This is a genomic window from Pseudomonas sp. B21_DOA (assembly GCA_030544685.1).
In the GTDB taxonomy this organism is placed as follows: domain Bacteria; phylum Pseudomonadota; class Gammaproteobacteria; order Pseudomonadales; family Pseudomonadaceae; genus Aquipseudomonas; species Aquipseudomonas fluorescens_AO.
The window spans coordinates 2,565,007-2,586,189 of sequence record CP086683.1; the positions used below are offsets into that span (position 1 = coordinate 2,565,007).

The window sequence follows — 21,183 nt, forward strand, 5'->3', positions numbered from 1 at the left end:
TCGGCTTTTTCTCTGCCGACCCCAGTTCCTTCAGACGCTGATCGATCAACTGGCATTTGTCTGGGAGATCCGCACTGGCCGTGCCCAGATCCATTTTCTGCAGCTCGGCGTTAATCTCCTTGGCTTTTTCCGGATTCTGCTCGGTGAGCTTGGAGACTTCCTTGGCCAGTTGTTCGCGTTTGATCGTCGCCTCTTCCGGCGTGCAGGCCCAGACGGGCAGGGCGCAGGCAAGGGTGGCGGCGAGAGACAGCTTGATCAGGGTTTTCATGGGCAGGCCTCAGTTCCGGTTAAGGCGGGTTAACCGGTTGAGGGCTGAAGCCTGTTAAAAGTTCAGAAACTGTGGAGGCAGCGTTGCGCTCAATCGGCATGACAGCAGCCCGACTTCGTCGCACCGTTATACCGATCATGATGCCGCACCCATTCCATGATCTCGCCTTCATTCCTGCCCTTGGGCGTCAGATCCAGATAGTGGTAAGCGCCAACCAGCATGTCCAGTCCTCGGGCATAAGTGGAATAGGTGTGGAATACGTCGCCATCCGCGTTGCGATAAAACACGCTCAGCCCCGGCATTTCTTCCTCGGCGCTGTCGGTCTTTTCGTAGTTGTAGGTAGCCTTGCCCTCGGCGACGTCTTCAGCCCGGGCGCAGACGCCGAAGTCGTAATTGAAATCGCAACCTTCTGACGAGACCCAGTCGAACTTCCAGCCCATCCGCTTTTTGAAGTCCTGAAACTCGTTGAATGGCGCATGGGAAACTGCAACCACCGCGACGTCGTGATGGGCCAGGTGCTGGTTGGCGCCATCAATGTGGTCACTGAGGAACGAGCAGCCCTGGCAGCCCTGCTCCCAGCCTTTGGCAAACATGAAATGGTAGATGATCAACTGGCTGTTGTTGCCAAACAGGTCGTTGAGCTTGAGCTCGCCGTTCGGCCCTTGAAAATGATAGTCCTTGTCGACTTTCACCCACGGCAGGGCGCGGCGCTCGGCGCTGAGGCGATCGCGTTCCCGGGTGAAGGCTTTTTCGTGGGCCAGATGCTGCTGGCGGGCGGCGAGCCATTCTTCGCGTGATACCACCGGATGGTTTGTAACGTTCATGACGATGTCTCCTGCGGGTTGAACCGGCTGTTTCAGCCTAGTCGTTCATCGTGCGAGGGAATCGACAGCCGCCGGTCGGTCGGGTCCGGAAATACTGCTGAACGGCTGCGCAGCGCTTCGGTCACAACCTTGAAAGCGGCACAAAATCACCCGCACCGGAGGTTGGATCAGGATGACGACTTATAACTGGGATTTGATTGAACGTTTGCTGCATGAAGTGCAGAACAGCGCTGGCCACAGCTTCGCTCCCCGCGCTTATGCCGAAGACCATGCGGCCGAGAAAGCCAGCGCCGGCGAGCCGATCGACAATCTCGATCACTTGAAATCCCTGGCCTGTGATTATGAAAAGCTCTTGCTGGAGCGCGGATTCATCGAGCCGCGGCCGGATCACGAGGGTAGTACTGGCAACAACTTCATTCTGACCCCGCGCGGCTCCAGCCTGCTGAGCCTGATCGACAGCAGCATCCCCGGCAACGACCATCCGCGTCAGGTGCTGGATGAGCAGGAGGATGCGCTGAATGAGGTGACGTTTGATGAAGTCGCCTCAAAGGCTCAAATCGCCTGAGCCAGTGAAATCCGCCCTGTGGGAGCGAGCCTGCTCGCGAAAACGGTCTGTCAGTGACATTTGAACTGTCTGACACTCCGCCTTCGCGAGCAGGCTCGCTCCCACAATGGGCCATTGGTTTATTCAAAGTTTCTGCGCGGCCTTCAGGCACTTCAGGTCATTGAAGTCCTTGCGCACGCCCTCGATTTTCTTCAACAAGCGCTCACGCTGTTGCGGCGTGCTCTCGGCCATCAAGTCGACAAACAGCGAGCGCGCCTGGGCTTCGGTGTTGGCGTAGGCCTTGCGGTAATCCGCTGTCCACAACCGCTCGCGATTGACCAGAAGTGTCTCGATGCGTTGTGGGAATTCCGCGCTTTGGCGTTGCGCAACGGCGGCGCTGAACTGTTGCTGCCAGTGCGCGCGGTTGGCGATCCATTGAGTGTTCTGGTCGCCCAAGGCGTTGGTCCAGGCCGCGACGCGTTGTTTCTGCGTGTCACTGAGCGGGCCTAGCCAATCGTTCAGGCGTTTTTCCATGCGCTCGCCGCGTTCCTTGATCTGCTGGGCCAGCGGCGGTTTCACGTATTCCTGCTGGCGTTTGCGCAAATCCTTGGCAAACGCGTCGTTCATTTCTGCCACCTGTTTATCGTCCAGGCCTTGCAGCAGCACGATGGCCGAAGGGGTGATTTCCCGGGCGGTGTCGGCGATGGCCTGCTTGGCTTCGGCGGTGCGTTCCTGCAAGGCGGCGTCGGTGACCTGATTGCTTTCGACCATGGCCTGTAAACGGTCCAGCCAGTCGAGGTAGCCCGGTAATTGCGTGGTGCAGTGCCAGCTCAGGTGTTCCTTGAGGCGTTCGTTGAACCAGTCTTTCTGCTCGCCGTTCATGTCCACGTAATCGCTCAGCGACCACGGGATAATCACGTCGAGGTTGCGGTAGGCCAGGCCAACGCGGCTGCAAGCGCCGAGGGCGAGGGTGAAGATCAGCAGGGCGGCAATCTGTTTGAACCAGCGAGACATGGGCAAATCCTTGCGAGAGCCTGGCGTCGGAAATCTGATTCTTATGTGATGCAGGATGCGCGCGGCAGTTCAGCCGATCAATAGAACGTGCGTACAGCCTTGAGGGTGACGAGGCCGTCGCACTCGCTGTTGTGCCCGGAATAGGCCGAGCAATCACTGCCGCTGAGGCTGGAGTCGCTGTAGATCAGATCAAGATCGACGCCCATGAACGGCCGCGACAGTTTCACCGACCAATCAGTGAAACTGCTGATATAGCCACCGTCCACCGCCGCCGGTGTATTCAACTGGTGCGTGGTGTATTTCATGCTCACGCCGATGCCGAACGGCTGATTGCCAGTGAGGTCGGCAAACAAGGTGTTGTTCTGTTTATCCGGGTCGTTGCTCAGGGCAATGCCGAAGCGACTGCCGAGCAGAGTCAGGCCACCAAACAGCTCCTGGCTGTCGAGGGTGTCCACGCGGGGATAGCTGTAATGGATCATCCCGACTTCATAGCCGAGCACCTGATCGAACGGCTGCTTGAAGCCGACGTAGGAATCGATCTCGAGGTTCTTGCCCGGGCTGATGCCCATGCTCGGCGCGTATTGGCCGAAATACACGCCGCTGTCGTGGCTCAGATCAAGGCCACCGTGGAACGAGCCGACCGCCGCCGGTTTGACCAGACCCTGGGCCATGCTGCGGCTGGGCGTGGTGCCAAGCTTGAGATCGAAGTCGCCCAGTTCACCCTGAAAAACCTGCGCGTGCGCGGTCGTGCCTGACAGCAGGCTGACGAACAATAAACAGGGAAATGGGCGCATGCGTCACTCCATGAACCGCGAGCGCAGGGCGAAGGCCTGCTGAAACGCTTGATCTAGACGCGTGCAAGGATACCGGCGAATGCCCGGCATTGATGGCCGTTCGTCGATTTTCGGGAATTTTAGTTTAAGGCGAAGGGGTGTTGCGCGGTGCCAGTCCAGGCGCTTCGAAGCTCAAAGCGCCTCTGGACGGGGTGAAACTGGTATTACTTCTTGCCCAGGCTGATCTGCTTGGACGGGCCGAATGTCTGGCCACTGACGCCTTTGGCAATTTGCTGAATCTCGCCGCCGGACTTGAGGAATGCTGCGATCTGATCGTTGATCGATTCGCTGGTTTCAACGGCTGGAGCTGGCTTTGCTTTGCTGGTGGATGCTTTTACACGCATGGCGGCCATTAACCTTTAGAAAAGTAACTCGGCCAGGCATCGTACAGGAATAACTTGACAATAGCTTGGTAAATATCCCCGGAATAACCAACCCCAGCGCTGCATTATTGCCGGTTCGATACTTTAAATATGCCGCTAAGCTGCTGTTTTAAATAAGAACATGTGCGCGCGACGAGGCGATCGGGCGCAGCCGCAAGCCGCTTGGGCGGACTGACGAGCGGCACCTCGTCGGGCAGTGCTCAAGCAAATCAACAGGTTGACGCAGATTTTCCGCTGCGAGGATCTGTCGCCCGACGTTGGCGGCAAAAACGGGTAGAATGCCGCCCACGTATTGAGGGTTTCGGAAATGGCTTTAGTCGGGCGTTACAACAGTTTGCAAGTGGTCAAACACACTAACTTCGGTTTATATCTGGACGGCGGTGCCGATGGCGAAATTCTTTTGCCCAACCGTTATATCCCTAAAGATATTCCCAGCGAAGATGAAGACTGGCTCAACGTATTCATCTATCTGGACAGTGAAGACAAACTTCTCGCCACCACGGAAAAACCGAAAGTTCAGGTCGGCGAATTTGCCAGCCTGAAAGTGGTTGAAGTCAACAGCATCGGCGTGTTCCTCGACTGGGGCCTGCCCAAAGATCTGTTGCTGCCCTACTCGGAAGAAAAGCGCCAGATGACCGCTGGCGAATATTGCGTGGTGCACGTCTACCTCGACAAACACACGCGCCGCATCACCGCCACAGCACGCCTCGATCGTTATCTGGACAAAACCCCGGCTACTTACAGCCCGGGCCAGGAAGTTGATCTGCTGGTAGCCGAAGCCACCGACATGGGCTTCAAGGCGATCATCAACAACAAGCACTGGGGCCTGATTCACAAGAATGAAATCTTCAAGTTCATGCGTTCGGGCATGCGCGAGAAAGGCTTCATCAAGGAAGTGCGCGCCGACGGCAAGATCAGCCTGAGCCTGCAACCGGTTGGCCAGGAAGCGGCCAGCAGCCTGAGTTCGAAGATTCTCGGCAAGTTGCGCGAAAACGACGGCACCCTGGCGGTCAGTGACAAGAGCGATCCGGCATTGATCAGCAGCCTGTTCGGCGTCAGCAAGGGCAACTTCAAGAAAGCCATCGGCTCGCTGTACAAGGAAGGCAAGATCGTCATTCACGCCGATCGCATTGAACTAACCTGAGCCTTGAGTGGCCCATGTTGCAGGCCACACAAGAGGTTGGATCGATGAAAAAGGCGCTGATCGCTTACGTCGCAACGCTACTGACGTTTCTGCTGCTCGATGGCATCTGGCTCGGGCTGCTGATGGCGCCGACCTATCGCGAACTGCTCGGTTCGCTGATGCTGGAAAAACCGCTGCTGTTGCCCGCAGCGGTTTTTTATTGCCTGTACGTTATTGGCTGCGTGGTGTTCGTGGTGTTGCCGGCGCTGAGCTGGCAGAGGGCGGCGAAGCTGGGTGCGCTGTTGGGGCTGGTGGCCTACGGCACTTATGACTTGACCAATTGGGCGACCTTGCGCGACTGGTCGGTGCAGGTGAGTTTGATGGATTGGGCGTGGGGGATAGTGGCGACTGCAGTTGCTTGCACGGTAGGTTATTTGGTGGCGAAGCGGTTTGCGTGAGCTGATCTTTCAGTTGCGTTGGCAATGCTGGCCTCTTCGCGAGCAGGCTCGCTCCCACAATGAATTCCCGTCGTTCACAAATTCCACTTCCACCACAAATCCCCTGTGGGAGCGGGCTTGCCCGCGAATGACGGCGCAGCCGTCAACCATTCAGCGCTGACGCCACTGACCAAATAAAGGTCTTTTTCAGACGCCTTTCTCTGCGCATCTGATTGATAATCCCCGACACTGTTTTCTGACCAATGGATGGCCTGCCATGTTGTGTGTGTTCGAGGTGATGCGGTGAGTGCCGAACGGCGCAATGCCGACGGTTTTGCCCTGCAAGTGATGATCGGCCTGTGCCTGATCTGGGGTGTGCAGCAAGTCCTGATCAAGTGGGCGGCAACGGACATCGCGCCGGTGATGCAAGCGGCGGGGCGCTCGGGGATTTCTGCGTTGCTGGTCGGTTTGCTGATCTGCTGGAAGGGCGGTTGGGATCAGGTCGGCAGCACCTGGCGCGGCGGCTTGCTGGCCGGTGCGCTGTTTGGTCTGGAGTTCCTGTTCATCGCCGAAGGCCTGCAACTGACCACCGCCGCGCATATGTCGGTGTTCCTCTATACCGCACCGATCTTCACTGCACTCGGCGTGCATTTCCTGCTGGCCAGCGAGCGTTTGCGCCCGTTGCAATGGCTGGGGATTCTGCTGGCGTTCATCGGCATCGCGATTGCCTTCGCCGGCGGTGTGTCGTGGGACAACCTTGATCGGCGCATGCTGCTGGGCGATGCCTTCGGCGTATTGGCCGGCGCCTGTTGGGGCGCGACCACCGTGGTGGTGCGCGCCTCGCGACTGTCGGAAGCGCCGGTGACATTGACCCTGTTTTATCAGCTGATGGTCGGTTTCATCGGTCTGCTGTTGATAGCGTTGTTCAGCGGCCAGATCACCCACGTCAGCCTGACCAGCGTGGCGGTGGCCAGTGTGCTGTTCCAAGGGCTGGTGGTGTCGTTCTTCAGTTACCTGGTGTGGTTCTGGCTGCTGCGCCGTTATCTGGCGGCGAACCTTGCGGTGTTCTCGTTCATGACGCCGTTGTTCGGCGTGACCTTCGGCGTACTCCTGCTGGGTGAAGCGTTGAGCGTGAACTTCGTCATCGGCGCCGTACTGGTGCTGCTCGGCATCACTTTCGTCAGCGCCGAACAGTGGCTGCGTCGGCGTTTGCGCAAGGCGCTGGGCCAGTAGCCTTAGCCTGCCTCGCCAGCGCGCCGGCCAGCAACAGGCCGGCGCCGGCGATCAGCAGCGCCGGTTGCAAACCGCCGCTGAAATGGCTGCTCAGCGCCGCCAGCAACGGGCCACTCAGCTGGCCGACGGCGAAGCATGCCGTGAGCATCCCGGCGTTGCGCTGGGTGGCGTGGGGCGCCAGCTCTCGCGAACGCTGTATGACCAGTTGCATGCAGGCCAGAAACGGCGTGCCGCAGAGGATTACTCCCAACGCCAGGCCGAGGCCGCTGCCCAGCAGACAGGCGAATACTCCGGCCGCTTGCAGCCACAGCGTCGCCATCAGCCAATGCCGAGTGGTTTCGGGATCATGCCGACGCAGACTCACCAGACACACGCCGATCGCCGCGCCGAGGCCAAAGCACGGCCAGAACAGATCCGCCTGCCACTGGCCATCAAATTGCGCATTGGCCATCTGCGACAGGAACGTTGCCGGAATGATGTAGCCGATGCCGTACAGCGCGTACACCAGCGCCAGCCGGCCAATGCCTCGGTTCGCTGAAGTCGCCGGGGCGATCGTCGTCTTCATTACCGTTGCGGGCTGCGGCAACAACCGCCAGACGCCGAGCATCATCAGCAACGCGGCGGCCGCATAAATCAGCCACAGGGTTGCCGATGTCTGCTGCAAACGGTGTGAGATCAGCGCCAGCAGCCCTGTGAGAAAAATCCCCAGACCCGGCCCGGCAAAAACCAGAGCACCCCAGCGCGGACGACCCGTGGCCGCCGCCAGCGGCTGACTGAGTGAAGTGATCATCACCAGCACCCAGGCACTTGCCACGCCGGTGCCAAAACGCAACAGCAAGTGCGACCAGAAACCGTTGGCCCAGAACGAAGCCAGGGTCAGCAGCACGCACAGCCACAGCCCGCCATGCAATCGTCGCTGCACCTGCTGCGACCGCTGGGCGAACATCGCATCCACCGCACCCAGCAGATAGCCGAGGTAGTTGGCCGCCGCGATCAGACCGGCAGCGGTGAGGTCGATCTGCCCTTCGCTGAGCAGATGCGGCATTTGCGGCGTCAGGGCGAATCGGCCGATGCCCATGGCCAACATCAGGGCAACAAAGCAAGCAGACAAGCGAATCAGCGGCGACATGGTCGGGCTTCCTTCAAGGATCAATGACCGTCAGGCTAAGATCGATTGACTTTCTTTAAAATTGAATAATAGTGAGTAACTTGTTCTGTTCAGGAGAAAGCAGGTGGAATTCAGCCAACTGCGGATATTTCAGGCGGTCGCCGAGGAAGGTTCGATCACCCGCGCCGCCGAGCGTCTGCATCGCGTGCCATCGAATCTGTCGACGCGCCTGAAACAGCTCGAGGAGCAACTGGGCGTTGAGCTGTTCGTCCGCGAACGGCAGCGCTTGCAGTTGTCGCCGGCGGGCAAGGTCCTGCTCGACTACACCGGCAAGCTCTTCGCTCTGCGCGATCAGGCCAGTGCGGCGGTGATGGGCGGGCAACCGGCCGGCGACTTCGTGCTGGGCACCATGTACAGCACGGCGGCGATCCATCTGCCGGCGTTGCTGGCGCGCTATCACAAGCAGTACCCGATGGTGAATTTGCAGGTGCAATCGGCGCCGACCGGGGAATTGCTCGAAGGGTTGCTCACCGGCCGCCTCGACGCGGCATTGGTCGACGGACCGCTGGAACTGGCCGGGCTCGATGGCGTGCCGCTGTGCGAGGAGCGGCTGGTGCTGATCACTGAAATCGATCATCCACCGGTACGCAGCGCGCGGGACGTGGAAGGGCGTGCGGTGTTCACCTTTCGCCAAGGCTGTTCCTATCGCATGCGCCTGGAAGCGTGGTTCTCTCATTACCATGCGGCGATGGGCCGGCCGATGGAGATCGAGTCGTATCAGGGCATGCTCGCCTGTGTGATCGCCGGCAGCGGTGTGGCGTTGATGGCCGAGTCGATGCTCGCCAGTTTGCCGGGTCGAGAGAGCGTCGGGGTGCATCCGTTGGCCGAGCCGTTCGCGGCTGCGACAACATGGCTCATGTGGCGCAAGGGTATGGCCGGGGCCAACCTGAATGCCTGGATCGACGTGCAGCAAGCGGTCTATCCCGTGGCTTTGCATGAAGTGCGTGAAACAGCGTGAACCAATCGCAACAGTTTCTGTTCAATTCAGTAACAGATCATTGCGGATTTGGCCGAGCATTGCGTAGGACTTCGGACTATTATCAGTGCGAAGCGGCCTCAGAATTCCGGCCGCTCAGCACCACCCTGAAGGGGCATGACGATGAAAGAGAAAATCCAGAACTGGCTGCACGATTTGGGAGTTGCCCTCGGTTTGATCGAACCGCCTCTGCAACCGGTACCGATTCGCACGGACGACGAACAGCGTCGGCGCCAGCCACGTCGGCGTTAATAGCTCCGATCAGAGAATTCAAGATCGCAGCCGTCGACAGTTTCTACAGTTTGTAGAAGCTGCCGGAGGCTGCGATCTTTGCTTTCGCCAAGCGAAAAAACGGGTGTGGCCTCCGACGCCACACCCGCTGAAGAAAACATCAAGTCGTTACAGCCGATTCACACCGCCGTTGCCACGGTCGCCGGGCGTGGCGAGAACAGGCTGACCAGTACAAAGCTCACCAGACTGACACCCAGGCTGTAATAGATCGGCGTGTTCGCGTCCATGCCGTCCTTGACCATGAACACCAGCGCCGTGATAAAGCCCAGCGTCATCGCGCTGATCGCCCCGGCGGTAGTCGCACGCTTCCAGAAAATCGCGCCCATCAGCGGAATCAGCATGCCGCCGACTAAGAGGTTGTAAGCCAGGGTCAGGGCGCTGATCACGTCGTTGACGACCAGAGCAATCCCCAACACCGCGATCCCTGTCAGCAGCGTAAACAGACGGCTGACCGCGACGTTGGACTGTTTGCCGCCGCGCAGTTTCGGCAGCAGGTCTTCGGTCAGGGTGGTGGACGCGGCGAGCAGGCCGGCGCTGGCGGTGGACATCATCGCCGCCAGTGCGGCAGCGATCACCAGGCCACGGATGCCGTCAGGCAGCGAGACTTTGACGATGGCGGCAAAGGCGTTGTTGACGTTGTCCAGATCCGGAATCAGCACATGCGCAGCCATGCCGATCAAGGCGCAGACCAGACCGTAGATAATGCAGTAGATCCCCGCTGAAGTGCCGGCGTACTTGGCGACTTTTTCGCTTTTGGCGGTGAACACCCGCTGCCAGATGTCCTGGCCGATCAGGATGCCGAAGAAGTAGATCATGAAGTAGGTGATGATCGTGTCCCAGCCGATGCTGGTGAAGTTGAAGCTGGCCGCCGGCAGCTGCGCGACCAGTTGATCCCAGCCACCGACGCGGTACAGGCAGATCGGCAACAGCAGGAACATCAGGCCGACGGTCTGGATACCGAACTGGACGATGTCAGTCAGGGTCAGCGACCACATGCCGCCGATCGTTGAATAAATCACCACGATACCGCCGCCCAGCAATACGGAGATCCAGAAGGGCAAACCGAACAACACTTGCAGCACAGTGCCGATCGCCAGAATCGAGGTCACGCCGATCATCAGCGCGTAAGCGAGCATGATCGTCGCACTGGCGGTGCGTGCCATTGGGTTGTAGCGCTTCTCCAGAACCTGAGTAACGGTGAATACCTTGAGCTTCAGCAGCGGCTTGGCGAGGAACAGGTTCAGCGCGACGATGCCGCAGCCCAGTGCCGCACACAGCCAGAAACCGGAAATGCCATGAACATAGCCCAGACGCACCGTACCGACGGTGGACGCGCCACCGAGGACGGTTGCTGCCATGGTGCCCATGTACAGCGACGGCCCCAGGTTACGCCCGGCCACCAGATAGTCTTCGTGGGTCTTGGCCTTGCGCATGCCGTAGTAGCCGAGAATCAGCATCGCAGCGGCATAAATGAGTACGACGAATAAATCCAAAGCCATGATGGCGTGTCTCCGATTGTCTTTTTTATGGTGAGGCAAATGGGTTCTGCAGGGCTTTCCTGTGGGAGCGAGCCTGCTCGCGAAGACGCACGCACATTCAACAAAGATGTGACTGACAGATCGCTTTCGCGAGCAGGCTCACTCCTACAGGGTCTTGTGTTTAATCAGGCGGCCTGACGCAGTTGAGGTTTTATGGCGGCTTCACTGCGCACATCGCTCGGCCCAAACACTTCCCGAGGCTCGGGAAACAAGCGCAGCAGCGTCAGATACACCACCGACGCCAGGCCCAATGTCACCGGCAAGCTGATGTCGATGCCACCGGCCAGTTCGCCCAGCGGGCCGACGAACTGCCCCGGCAGGTTGACGAAGCACAGGCCGACCAGCGCACTCGGAATCCACGCCCCCAGACCGCGCCAGTTCCAGCCGTGGCTGAACCAGTAGCGTCCGCCCTGTTCGCCGCGGGTGAACACTTGCAGGTCATCCGGGCAGTAGAAGCCGCGCCGCACCAGCAGGCCAATGATCATGATCACCATCCACGGGGTGGTGCAGGTGATGATCAGCACGGCGAAGGTCGCCACGCTTTGAACCAGGTTCGCCGCAAAACGGCCGATGAAGATGAAGGCGATCGACAGCACGCCGATCAGCAAGGTCGCCTTGACCCGGGACAGCACGCGCGGGAACACGCTGGACATGTCCAGGCCGGTGCCATACAGCGACGTGGTGCCGGTGGACATGCCACCAATCACCGCAATCAGGCACACCGGCAGGAAGAACCAGCTCGGCGACACGGCCAGCAAGCCGCCGACATAGTTGTTCGCGGCGATGTAGTCCGGCGCCTTGATCGCGACGATGGTGGCGGTGGCGAGGCCGAACAGGAATGGAATCAACGTTGCCAGTTGCGCGGCGATCACCGCCAGCATGATTCGGCCTTTCGGCGTTTCACGCGGGATGTAGCGCGACCAGTCGCCGAGGAACGCACCGAAGGAAATCGGGTTGCTCATCGCCACCAGTGCCGCGCCGATGAATGCCGCCCAGAACCCGGCCTGACCCAGCGCCACGCTGCCGGCGTACTGGCTGTCAAATGCAGGGGCGAAGGCGAAGATGCCGAGCAGGAACAACAGGCTTGCGGCCCACACGGCGATGCGGTTGACCCACAGCATGATGCGGAAACCGTAGATGCACACGGTCAGCACCAGCAGCGCGAACAGACCGTAGGCCAGGCCCAGGGTCAGGTCGGTTTCCGGCAAATCGACCAGGCGTTTGGCGCCGCCGACCAGCGCATCACCCGAGCTCCACACTGACAGTGAGAAGAACGCGATCGCGGTCAACAACGACAGGAACGAACCGACGATCCGCCCGTGCACGCCGAAGTGCGCACCGGAAGACACGGCGTTGTTGGTGCCGTTGAGCGGACCGAACAGGCCCATCGGCGCGAGGATCAGCGCACCGACCACCACGCCCAGAACGATTGCCCAGACACCGGCCTGAAACGACAGGCCGAACAGCACCGGGAAACTACCGAGCACAGCGGTGGCAAACGTATTGGCGCCGCCGAAGATCAAGCGAAACAAGTCGCTGGGTCGGGCGTCGCGCTCATGATCCGGGATCTGTTCGACCCCGTTTGTTTCGATGCTGCTAAGGCTTTTTTCGTTGTTGTTGTTATTCATGATCTGCTCCGATCATCAGGCGCGCTCATCGTGCGTGAGCGTCACCATTGGCTAAGGGGTGGCAGCCCTTCCGGCATTGCGGACAAATGTTCGTGACAGGCCAGCCATAGGCCTTGTTGTTCTAGGCTCGACGCTTGTCTTCGGAAAACAATCGTCTCGCGCTCCTGGCTGAAGTGTTGCTCCCCTTGCATGCGCAGCTCGGTGGCCACGTCATGGATGAAAACCGCCACGTCACCCTGCAGGCTGACAAAGGCGTTGCTCGAGGTGCACGACAGCACCTCGAAACCCTCCTCGGCACGCCAGCGGTCCCACAATGCCTGATAGGCATCGCGCGACAGCAACGGCTGGTCGAGGGTGTAGAAAACGAAGCTGGCATCGGCGCTGAAAGCCCCGAAATAAGCTTCGCGATCGTTACGCGCAAACGCGGCGACCAACTCGGCGGCCGCGTGCAAAACCTGATCATGTGCGTGCATGACCCGACCCTCAGCGATGAACCACGCCAGGCAGTACGCAGAGCATTTCGTACAGCAGGTTGGCGGCCAGCAGCGAGGTGTTGCCGGTGGTGTCGTAAGCGGGCGAGACTTCTACCAGATCGCAGCCGATCAGGTCGAGGCCCTGACAGCCACGGACGATTTCGATCGCCTGAATGGTGGTCAGGCCGCCGATTTCCGGGGTGCCGGTGCCGGGCGCCCAGGCCGGGTCGATGCCGTCGATGTCGAAACTCAGATACACCGGACCGCCGCCGACTTTCTCGCGTACTTCAGCCATCAGCGGCGCCAGCGATTTATGCCAGCACTCTTCGGCCTGGACCACGCGGAAGCCCTGATCGCGGCTCCAGTTGAAATCGTCGGCGGTGTAACCCTGGGCACGCAAACCGATCTGCACCACGCGATCGCAATCGAGCAGACCTTCTTCGACGGCACGACGGAACGTGGTGCCGTGGGCGATCTTCTCGCCGAACATGTGATCGTTGACGTCAGCGTGGGCATCGATGTGCACCAGGCCTACCTTGCCGTGCTTCTTATGAATCGCGCGCAGGATCGGCAGGGTGATGGTGTGGTCGCCACCCAGGGTCATCGGGATGACGTTGTGCTCGAGAATATTGTCGTAGGCCTCTTCGATGATGCGCACGGCGTCGAGCAGGTTGAAGGTGTTGATCGCCACGTCACCAATGTCGGCAACCGACAGCGAGTCGAACGGCGCGGCGCCGGTGGCCATGTTGTACGGGCGGATCATCACCGATTCGGTGCGGATGTCGCGCGGCCCGAAGCGGGTGCCGGGGCGCAGCGAAGTGCCGATGTCCAGCGGCACGCCAACGAAGGCAGCGTCCAGACCGGCAGCGGTCGGTACATGGGGAAGTCGGAGCATGGTGGCGATGCCGCCGAAGCGCGGCATTTCGTTGCCGCCCAGTGGTTGGTGAAGAATCTTGTCCACGGGTAGGGCCTCATCGTCTTTGTTTTATTTATGCCGGCGCGCCGTTGAGCACAGGTTCGGACGCCGCTGTGGGGCCGATGATGCGAAATGTAGTGGCGGGGAAGAATCGCTACGGGCAAAAACTTAGTTCAGATTTTTCTAAACTAATGCCAAGCCCCGGGATAGACTCCGCCTCAGGTGTTGACCCCCTGTGGCGAGGGATTTATCCCCGAAGGGTGGCGAAGCCGCCCCAATTCCTGCGGCTCGGTTCATCAGGCACCCCGCGTGCATCGAATTACGACTGCTTCGCAGCCGGTCGGGGATGAATCCCCTCACCACAAAGTCATCAGTGTTCGACAGATGTTTGGAGAGCCGCATGGCCAACGCTTTACCCGACCTGAAACTCTTGCGCATCTTCGTCAGCGTCGTGCGTCATCAGGGTTTTGCCAATGCGCAGCAGGAACTCAACCTGTCGACCTCGGCGATCAGCACCTACATGAGCCAGCTCGAAGCCGCGCTCGGTCTGGTGCTGTGCCATCGCGGGCGCGGCGGGTTCAGCCTGACCAGCAAGGGCGAGCTGTTCCATCAGGAAACCCTGCGCCTGCTCGCCGAGCTTGAAGGCTTCGAGCAATACGCCGCCGCGCTCAAGGGCGAACTGCGCGGCACGCTCAACCTCGGGGTGATCGATTCCACGGTCAGCGACAAGGCTCTGCCGTTTGCCGAAGCCATCGGCGCCTACAGTCAGGAACACCCGGCGGTGCATTTGCACCTGTCGGTGATGAGCCCTTATGAGTTGCAACTCGGCGTGCAGGACAATCGCCTCGATCTGGCGATCGGTGCGTTTTCCACGCGCATGAGCGGTCTGGTCTACATGCCGCTGTACCGCGAGCAGCACTGGCTGTATTGCAGCAGTCGCCATCCACTGTTCAACGAGCGGCGCATTCCCGAGCAGGTCATCACTCAGCAACGGATGGTCGGGCGCGGTTACTGGAGTCAGGCGGAACTGGCCCGGCACGGTTTCAAACACAGCGCCGCCACCGTGGAAAGCATGGAGGCGCAGCTGATTCTGGTGCTCTCCGGCGCCTACATCGGTTATCTGCCGGAACACTACGCGCAGGCCTGGGCCGACAAGGGTGATTTGCGTGTTCTGCTGCCGGCGACCTTCGGTTATCAGGCACCGTTTTCGATGATCATGCGCAGGGCCGCAGTCGCGAACCATTGATCCAGACCTTCCGCGATTTGCTCAAAGCGCAACTCAATCAGGCTTGAGAAAAAATGTCCCGACCACAATGCCCGCGCTGCCTGCGCCCCCAATCCCATTGCCTGTGCCCGCTGATCCCTCGCCTCGACAGCCGCACGCGGGTATTGCTGCTGCAGCATCCGAGCGAGGTCAATCATGCGCTTAACACCGCGCGGCTGGCGGCTCTGGGTTTGACCAATGCCGAGCTGATTGTCGGCGAGGTGTTCGAGGATATGCCGACGCTGTTGAACCGGCCGGGTTATCAGGCGCGCTTGTTGTTCCCGGCTGAGGATGCGCAGCCGTTGCAGGTTTACGCGCCAAATGATCAGCCAATGTTGCTGGTCGTCCCGGACGGCACCTGGCGCAAAGCGCGCAAGATGCTGCACCTCAATCCGCTGCTGGCAGCACTGCCACGGGTGACCCTGGCCGAGGGTGGCGTGTCGCGTTATCGCTTGCGCAAGGCACCGGGGCCTGGGGCGTTGTCGACTATCGAGGCCATTGTGCAGGCGCTGGAAATCCTCGAAGCACCGACGACGTTTGCGCCGTTGCTCAAGCCGTTTGAAGCGCTGATCGAAGGGCAGATTGCGGCGATGGGGAGGAGACTTTCCAGCGTAATCATGCTGAAAAATAGTCGTTGTTGTTGCTGACCCCATCGCTGGCAAGCCAGCTCCCACAGGTTCTGAGGTGTCCACAGGTTTTGTGGTCGACACGGACTCTGTGGGAGCTGGCTTGCCAGCGATAGGGCCAGTCAAATCACCACAAAATCCGGAGGTGACTAGCGCTCGCGCATCGCCTCAGTCCGCGCTTTCAACACCGGTTTGAGCAGGTAATCCAAGACGCTTTTCTCACCGGTAATAATGTCCACCGTCGCCACCATCCCCGGGATGATCAGCAGCGGTTTCACGTCGCCGCCCAGGTGATTCTTGTCGGTGCGCACCTGAATCAGATAGAAGCTGTTGCCCTTGTCGTCGGTAATCGTATCGGCGCCGATCAGCTCCAGTTTGGCGCTCAGCCCGCCGTAAATCGTGTAGTCGTAGGCGCTGAACTTGACCATGGCTTTCTGGCCCGGATGCAGGAACGCGACGTCTTGCGGGCGGACCTTGGCTTCGATCAGCAGGTTGTCTTCCAGCGGCACGATTTCGACCATGTCGCTGCCCGGCTGGACCACGCCGCCGATGGTGTTGACCTTCATCTGCTTGATCACGCCACGCACCGGCGACGTCACTGTAGTGCGACTGACGCGGTCGTCGATGGCGATGCTCGAAGCGGTGATTTTTGACAGGTCGGTGCGTTTCTCATTCAGCTCTTTGGCCGCTTCCGAACGGAAGGTCTGCTCGGATTCGTCGATCTTGCTGCGGATCTCGGCAATGGCCGATTCGGCGCGGGGAATCGCCAGCGTGGTGGCGTTGAGCGAACCACGAATTTCCACGGCACTGCGTCTGAGGCGGAGGATTTCCACCGGTGACACAGCGCCGGTTTTCACCAGCGGTTCGGACATGTTCATCTCTTGTTGCAGCAACGCGAGGCTGGAGCTGAACTGGCCTTGCTTGGAACGAAACTCCGCCAGTTCCTGGGTTTTCTGCCGCAGTTGTTCACTGAGGGTGCGCTGTTCGCTGGCCAGGCGCCGTTGACGTTGCTCGTACAACGAGCGCTCGTCCTCGGCGACTTGCGGGGCCTTGGCAATCACTTCAGCGGAGAGCTTGAAGGGACGTCCCTCGGCCTCCGCTGACAGCCGTTCGACCTGCGCGGTCAGCGCGTAACGGTCGGCCTCGCTTTCGCCCTTGTTCGAGCGAAAGCGCGTGTCATCCAGACGCAGCAGGGTGTCACCCTTGCCGACCATCTGGCCTTCGCGAACGAAAATCTCGGTGACGATGCCGCCCTCGAGGTTCTGGATCACCTGAACCTTGCTTGACGGAATCGCCTTGCCTTCGCCCATGGTGACTTCTTCGAGCACGGCAAATTTCGCCCAGACCAGGGCGGCGATCAGCAGCGCTGCCGCCAGCCACACGGTGATCCGCGATTTGCGCGGCGAATCCTGCAATGCTGCGCCGGCGGTTTCCGGCATGAACTCGGCTTCGGCGCTTTTGCCGAAACTGTCGAAGTAACCGCGCTTGTTGCTATCGGAGGAAGCAGGCATGGCGTAACTCCTAGACCGCCGCCGAGCCGACACGGCCCTTGCGCAGTGCATCGATGACCGCTTCTTTCGGGCCGTCAGCGACGACCCGGCCGTTGTCCAGCACCAGCAACCGGTCCACCAGGCTCAGCATCGAGGTGCGGTGGGTGACCAGCAGCAGGGTTTTGCCTTGCACCCAGCCATGCAGTTTCTGCCGCAGCGCATCTTCACTGCTGTTGTCCATGGCGCTGGTGGGTTCGTCGAGCAGCATGATCGGCGGATCAAGCAGTAGCGCGCGCGCCAGCAACACCGCCTGGCGTTGGCCGCCGGATAGCAGTTGTCCGCGTTCGCCCACCGGTCGGTCGAAGCCTTGCGGGTGTTGCCGCGCCAGTTCGGTGACGCCAGTCAGTTCGGCGACTTCGAGCATGCGTGAATCGCTGATGTAGCGCGCGCCAAGGGTCAGGTTGTCGCGCAGACTGCCGGCCAGCAGCGGCAGATCGTGGGCGACATAACCGATCTGCTGGCGCAGGTCGGCCACGTCCAGTTGGCGCAGATCGAGGCCGTCGAGCAGCAACTGGCCTTCCTCCGCTTCGTAGAAGCCCATCACCAATCGCGCCAAAGTACTTTTGCCGGAACCGCTGCGGCCGATGATGCCGACCCGCTCGCCGGGTTTCAGGCTGAAGCTGACCTCGCTCAGCGCCGGTGCGTTCTGGCCGTTGTAGTGGAAGGTCACGCCGCTGACGTCCAGTGCGCCTTGCAGCTGCGTGCGTTCCAGTGGCCGTTGTTTGCCGTCGCGTTCCTGCGGCAGCGCCATGAGCGCGTCGGTGCTTTTCATGGTCAGTTGCGCTTGCTGGTAGCGGGTGATCAGCCCGGCGATCTGGCCGAGCGGGGCGAGCACGCGGCTGCCGAGCATGTAAGTGGCGACCAGCGCGCCGACACTGAGGTTGCCAGCGATGATGCTGTAGACCCCGGCAACAATCGTCGCCATCCCGGAAAACTGCTGGATGAACAACGTGCCGTTGGTGGCCAGCGCCGACAGGTTGCGCGCATGGCTGTCGAGGCGGGTGAGGGCGCCGTGGGTGCTTTCCCATTTGTGCTGGCGCTCGCTTTCGGCGCCGCAGGCCTCGAGGGTTTCCAGACCGCCGAGGGTTTCGATCAGCACCGCCTGACGCTCGGCGCCGAGGCTCAGGCTTTTCTGCACGGTGTCACGCAGGCGCACCTGAATCGCCATGGCGAAGACGATCGTGATCGGAAACGCCAGCAGCGGAATCACCACCAGCCAGCCGCCGAGCAGGCCGATCACTACCAGCATCAACACCACGAAGGGCAAGTCGATCAGACTGGTCAGGGTCACGGCAGTGAGAAATTCACGCAGGCCCTGGAAATCGTGAATGCTCTGGGCAAAGCCGCCAATGGTTGCTGGCCGCGCTTTCATCGACATGCCGGTGATGCGCTCGAACAACGTTGCCGAGAGGATCACATCGGTTTTCTTGCCGGCGGTGTCGAGCAGGTGCGCACGCACCACGCGCAGCACCAATTCAAAACCGGTGCCGATCAGCAAACCGATCGACAGCACCCACAGCGTCGAGGTCGCCTGATTGGGCACCACGCGATCGTAGGTCTGCATGACGAACAGCGGCACCATCAGGCCCAGCAGGTTGATCAGGAAACTGGCGAGGATCGCATCGCTGTACAGCCATTTCGACAGCTTCAGTGTGTCGCGAAACCATGCGTTTACTCGTGGCACCAGCGGCGCGCGCAGGTCTTCGAGTTCGTGGCGCGGACGGGCGAACAAGGCCTGGCCGTTGTAGTGCTCGTTGAGTTCTTCGCGGCTGACCCATTGCTCGCCGCCGTCGGCTTCGCTGGGCAGCAGCAGGGCTTTGCCATCCTCGCCAAAACGCCGCAGCACCGCTGTTCGGCCGTCGTTGAGCAGCAGCAGGATCGGCAGGTTCAGCGGCGAAATGTCTTTCAGGTCACGGCGCAACAACCGCGCCTGTAATCCGGCCCGCGCTGCTGCACGGGGCAGCAGATCAAGGCTCAGACGTTGTTTGTTCAGGGGCAGCCCGGCACTCAGGCTGGCACGACTGACCGTGGCGCCATGCAGTTTGCAGAGGATCAGCAGACCGTCGAGTAACGGATCGTCGAAGCTCAGGCGCGGATCGACCCCGGTGGCGCCGGGTTCCATGCTGGTCATAGTGATTGCCTCTGTTGAACGGGCTCGGTTATCGGATCGTTCCCACGCTCTGCGGGGAATGCCTCCAGGGACGCTCTGCGTCCAGTGACGCGGAGCGTCACGGGCTGCATTCCTTTGCTGCGCGTGGGAACGATCAGAGATCGCAGCCTTCGGCAGGTCCCGGAGGGGCTATTTCAACTCGGGCAGGCGCGCCTGGTTTTTCACTTCGGTCGTGGCAATCGCATCGGCCGGCAGCACCACGCGTTGTTTGCTCAGCAACTGGCCCATGTTCGCCAGCACGCGGTACATCGAGTATTCCTCGGTGTAGCGGATTTCGGTGTAGCGACGGTTGGCGTTGTACAGCTCGTTTTCGCTGTCGAGCAGGTCGAGCAGGGTGCGTTGGCCGAGGCCGAACTGGTCCTGATAAGCGGCGCGTACGCGTTTGGTGGTTTCGGCATATTCGCGAGCGGTAGGCGTCTGCTTCTTGGCGTTTTCCATGGCGTTCCAGGCCAGACGAATGTTCTCGTTGAGCTGACGCAGCGCGTTGTTGCGAATGTCCATCGCCTGGTTGATGTCGTGGGCATTGGCCGCCAGGCGTGCCTTGTCGCTGCCGCCACGGAACAGGTTGTAGTTCATCACTACACCGACACGCCATTCGTTGTCGTGGCCTTCATCGCCCTGCACGTTGTTGTTGGCGCCGACTGCCGCTTCCGCGTCAAAGCGTGGATAGAACGGCGACTTGGCCACTTCGTACTGGCTCTCGGCGGACTGCACGTCAGCCTGGGCGGATTTCAGGTACGGGTTGTTGTCGACCATGCTCTGCTGCGCTTCACGCAGGTCCGGCGGCAGTTCGCCACGGGTGGAGGCCGGGGTTTCCAGCTCATCGGGCATGCGTCCGACCACGCTATAGAAATTCGATTCGGCGTCGGCCAGATCGACTTCGGCGGTGTCGAGGTTGTTCTGCGCCAGCGCACGACGGGCGACCGATTGATCGGAGTCGGCGGTACTGCCGATGCCGCGCTCGGTGCGCAGGCCGATCTGATCGTTGACGCGCAAGTGCGCCTGCAAATTGTTCTTCGCCAGCGTCACCAGTTCACGCCGCTTGAGCACTTCGAGGTAGACCTCGATGGTGCGCAGGGCCAGATCCTGCGCGGTGCCTTGCGCGTAGTAGGCACGCGAGTTGGACACGCCCTTGGTGCGCTCGACCTCGTTGGCGGTGTTGAAGCCGTCGAAGATCATCTGCCGCAAGCGCAGCTCCGACTGGGTGTAATTGAGGATTTCGGTGTTGTGATTACCGAAGGCGCGGGTGTTGGTGTTGTCGCTGTAGCCGCGCCCGTAAGCAGCGTTCAAATCGACCGACGGATAGAACCCGCCCTTGGCCACTTTTACCTGTTCGTCCGCAGACAGGCGGGCGTCCACGCGCGAAGCGAGTTCCGGGTGAGTGGCGATGGTGCTTTGAATCGCCTCGGTGAGGTTCATCGCCTGGGCTTGGGAAGTGCAAGCCATGGCCAGCAAAACCGCGCTGCAGAGGGGGTTAAAACGCGCATGGGTGCATCTCCCTGGATCTCAATGTTGTGTTACCGTCGCCAATTATTTGACGTAATTTTAGGGTGTAAGCGTTTCACTCTTGTAACAACAGAGCTAAGAACATCCTAGAGAGTAGCTAAGAAAAAATTTTCATAAGGCTTATGCCAAAAAAACTTATGCGGTTTTTCAAAAGCAGCACATTGTTCAGCTCGAAAGCCTTTGTTTTATGCGCTTTAGGGAGCTCGAAAAGGCTTGAGGAAAGTTCCATTCACTTTGCGAGACACTGCGAAGTACTGCTGAAGGGAGGGACGCGTAACGGCGAATGAGCGACAGATTTTTGTCACTCGGGTGATTCACCACTGTTACGTAGCGCTAGTGGGTCGATGGATTGAACAGGGTTGGCAAGTGCTTGATAGCGCTGACAATTCGTTTCAAACCAAGCCTGCGAAACGAACTG

The 21,183-nt window shown here is 60.2% G+C and carries 17 protein-coding genes and 3 pseudogenes; 7 read left to right on the plus strand and 13 right to left on the minus strand.

What is annotated here, in order from left to right; genetic code table 11:
- Positions 1 to 4: 4 nt before the first annotated feature.
- Together LJU32_11760 and LJU32_11765 are read right to left on the minus strand one after the other, a co-directional pair.
- Positions 5 to 268 (minus strand): annotated as a pseudogene (locus LJU32_11760) (hypothetical protein).
- Positions 269 to 357: 89 nt separating this feature from the next.
- Positions 358 to 1,092 (minus strand): thioredoxin family protein, encoded by a 735-nt coding sequence (locus tag LJU32_11765; GenBank protein ID WKV90727.1) that lies wholly within the window; start codon positions 1,090 to 1,092, stop codon positions 358 to 360.
- A 172-nt stretch (positions 1,093 to 1,264) separates the two neighbouring features.
- On the opposite strand from LJU32_11765, the gene LJU32_11770 reads away from it, so the two are divergent.
- Complete coding sequence (locus tag LJU32_11770; protein WKV90728.1) at positions 1,265 to 1,657, plus strand: transcriptional regulator; 393 nt, start codon at positions 1,265 to 1,267, stop codon at positions 1,655 to 1,657.
- 123 nt (positions 1,658 to 1,780) lie between these two features.
- Here LJU32_11770 and LJU32_11775 read toward each other — a convergent pair whose 3' ends face one another.
- From LJU32_11775 to LJU32_11785, 3 genes are all read right to left on the minus strand, one after another.
- Positions 1,781 to 2,650, minus strand: a complete 870-nt coding sequence (locus LJU32_11775; protein WKV90729.1) for a DUF6279 family lipoprotein — start codon at positions 2,648 to 2,650, stop codon at positions 1,781 to 1,783.
- 77 nt (positions 2,651 to 2,727) lie between these two features.
- Positions 2,728 to 3,444: a TorF family putative porin gene (locus tag LJU32_11780; protein WKV90730.1), complete on the minus strand. Its 717-nt coding sequence runs from the start codon at positions 3,442 to 3,444 to the stop codon at positions 2,728 to 2,730.
- A gap of 203 nt (positions 3,445 to 3,647) precedes the next feature.
- Positions 3,648 to 3,836, minus strand: coding sequence for a hypothetical protein (locus tag LJU32_11785; protein ID WKV90731.1), 189 nt, complete (start codon positions 3,834 to 3,836; stop codon positions 3,648 to 3,650).
- Between the two features lie 337 nt (positions 3,837 to 4,173).
- On the opposite strand from LJU32_11785, the gene LJU32_11790 reads away from it, so the two are divergent.
- The 3 genes from LJU32_11790 (at position 4,174) to LJU32_11800 (ending at position 6,659) form a co-directional block, all read left to right on the plus strand.
- Positions 4,174 to 5,010: a S1-like domain-containing RNA-binding protein gene (locus tag LJU32_11790; GenBank protein ID WKV90732.1), complete on the plus strand. Its 837-nt coding sequence runs from the start codon at positions 4,174 to 4,176 to the stop codon at positions 5,008 to 5,010.
- A 44-nt stretch (positions 5,011 to 5,054) separates the two neighbouring features.
- On the plus strand, positions 5,055 to 5,447 hold the full coding sequence (locus tag LJU32_11795; protein WKV90733.1) for a DUF2177 family protein: 393 nt from the start codon (positions 5,055 to 5,057) through the stop codon (positions 5,445 to 5,447).
- A gap of 282 nt (positions 5,448 to 5,729) precedes the next feature.
- Complete coding sequence (locus tag LJU32_11800) at positions 5,730 to 6,659, plus strand: DMT family transporter (protein WKV90734.1); 930 nt, start codon at positions 5,730 to 5,732, stop codon at positions 6,657 to 6,659.
- Here the strand turns inward: LJU32_11800 and LJU32_11805 are convergent.
- Complete coding sequence (locus tag LJU32_11805; GenBank protein WKV90735.1) at positions 6,607 to 7,788, minus strand: MFS transporter; 1,182 nt, start codon at positions 7,786 to 7,788, stop codon at positions 6,607 to 6,609. The two genes, LJU32_11800 and LJU32_11805, sit on opposite strands and share 53 nt — an antisense overlap.
- A gap of 103 nt (positions 7,789 to 7,891) precedes the next feature.
- Here LJU32_11805 and LJU32_11810 point away from each other — a divergent pair, with 103 nt between their 5' ends.
- Complete coding sequence (locus LJU32_11810; protein ID WKV90736.1) at positions 7,892 to 8,785, plus strand: LysR family transcriptional regulator; 894 nt, start codon at positions 7,892 to 7,894, stop codon at positions 8,783 to 8,785.
- 428 nt (positions 8,786 to 9,213) lie between these two features.
- Here LJU32_11810 and LJU32_11815 read toward each other — a convergent pair whose 3' ends face one another.
- From LJU32_11815 to speB, 4 genes are all read right to left on the minus strand, one after another.
- On the minus strand, positions 9,214 to 10,593 hold the full coding sequence (locus LJU32_11815; GenBank protein WKV90737.1) for a sodium:solute symporter: 1,380 nt from the start codon (positions 10,591 to 10,593) through the stop codon (positions 9,214 to 9,216).
- Between the two features lie 164 nt (positions 10,594 to 10,757).
- On the minus strand, positions 10,758 to 12,260 hold the full coding sequence (locus tag LJU32_11820) for a cytosine permease (GenBank protein ID WKV90738.1): 1,503 nt from the start codon (positions 12,258 to 12,260) through the stop codon (positions 10,758 to 10,760).
- Between the two features lie 41 nt (positions 12,261 to 12,301).
- Positions 12,302 to 12,733, minus strand: coding sequence for a nuclear transport factor 2 family protein (locus tag LJU32_11825; protein WKV90739.1), 432 nt, complete (start codon positions 12,731 to 12,733; stop codon positions 12,302 to 12,304).
- A 10-nt stretch (positions 12,734 to 12,743) separates the two neighbouring features.
- Positions 12,744 to 13,694: an agmatinase gene (speB, locus tag LJU32_11830; GenBank protein WKV90740.1), complete on the minus strand. Its 951-nt coding sequence runs from the start codon at positions 13,692 to 13,694 to the stop codon at positions 12,744 to 12,746.
- Positions 13,695 to 14,049: 355 nt separating this feature from the next.
- On the opposite strand from speB, the pseudogene LJU32_11835 reads away from it, so the two are divergent.
- Positions 14,050 to 14,942, plus strand: a pseudogene (locus LJU32_11835) (LysR family transcriptional regulator).
- A 6-nt stretch (positions 14,943 to 14,948) separates the two neighbouring features.
- A pseudogene (locus tag LJU32_11840) lies at positions 14,949 to 15,544 on the plus strand (DTW domain-containing protein).
- Positions 15,545 to 15,688: 144 nt separating this feature from the next.
- Here the strand turns inward: LJU32_11840 and LJU32_11845 are convergent.
- The 3 genes from LJU32_11845 to LJU32_11855 all read right to left on the minus strand — a co-directional run bounded on the left by LJU32_11845 (position 15,689) and on the right by LJU32_11855 (position 20,705).
- The gene (locus tag LJU32_11845; protein WKV90741.1) at positions 15,689 to 17,050 is read right to left on the minus strand and encodes an HlyD family type I secretion periplasmic adaptor subunit; all 1,362 of its coding nucleotides are present in this window, start codon (positions 17,048 to 17,050) and stop codon (positions 15,689 to 15,691) included.
- A gap of 10 nt (positions 17,051 to 17,060) precedes the next feature.
- Positions 17,061 to 19,220, minus strand: coding sequence for a type I secretion system permease/ATPase (locus LJU32_11850; GenBank protein ID WKV90742.1), 2,160 nt, complete (start codon positions 19,218 to 19,220; stop codon positions 17,061 to 17,063).
- A 168-nt stretch (positions 19,221 to 19,388) separates the two neighbouring features.
- Positions 19,389 to 20,705, minus strand: a complete 1,317-nt coding sequence (locus LJU32_11855) for a TolC family outer membrane protein (GenBank protein WKV90743.1) — start codon at positions 20,703 to 20,705, stop codon at positions 19,389 to 19,391.
- Positions 20,706 to 21,183: the final 478 nt, after the last annotated feature.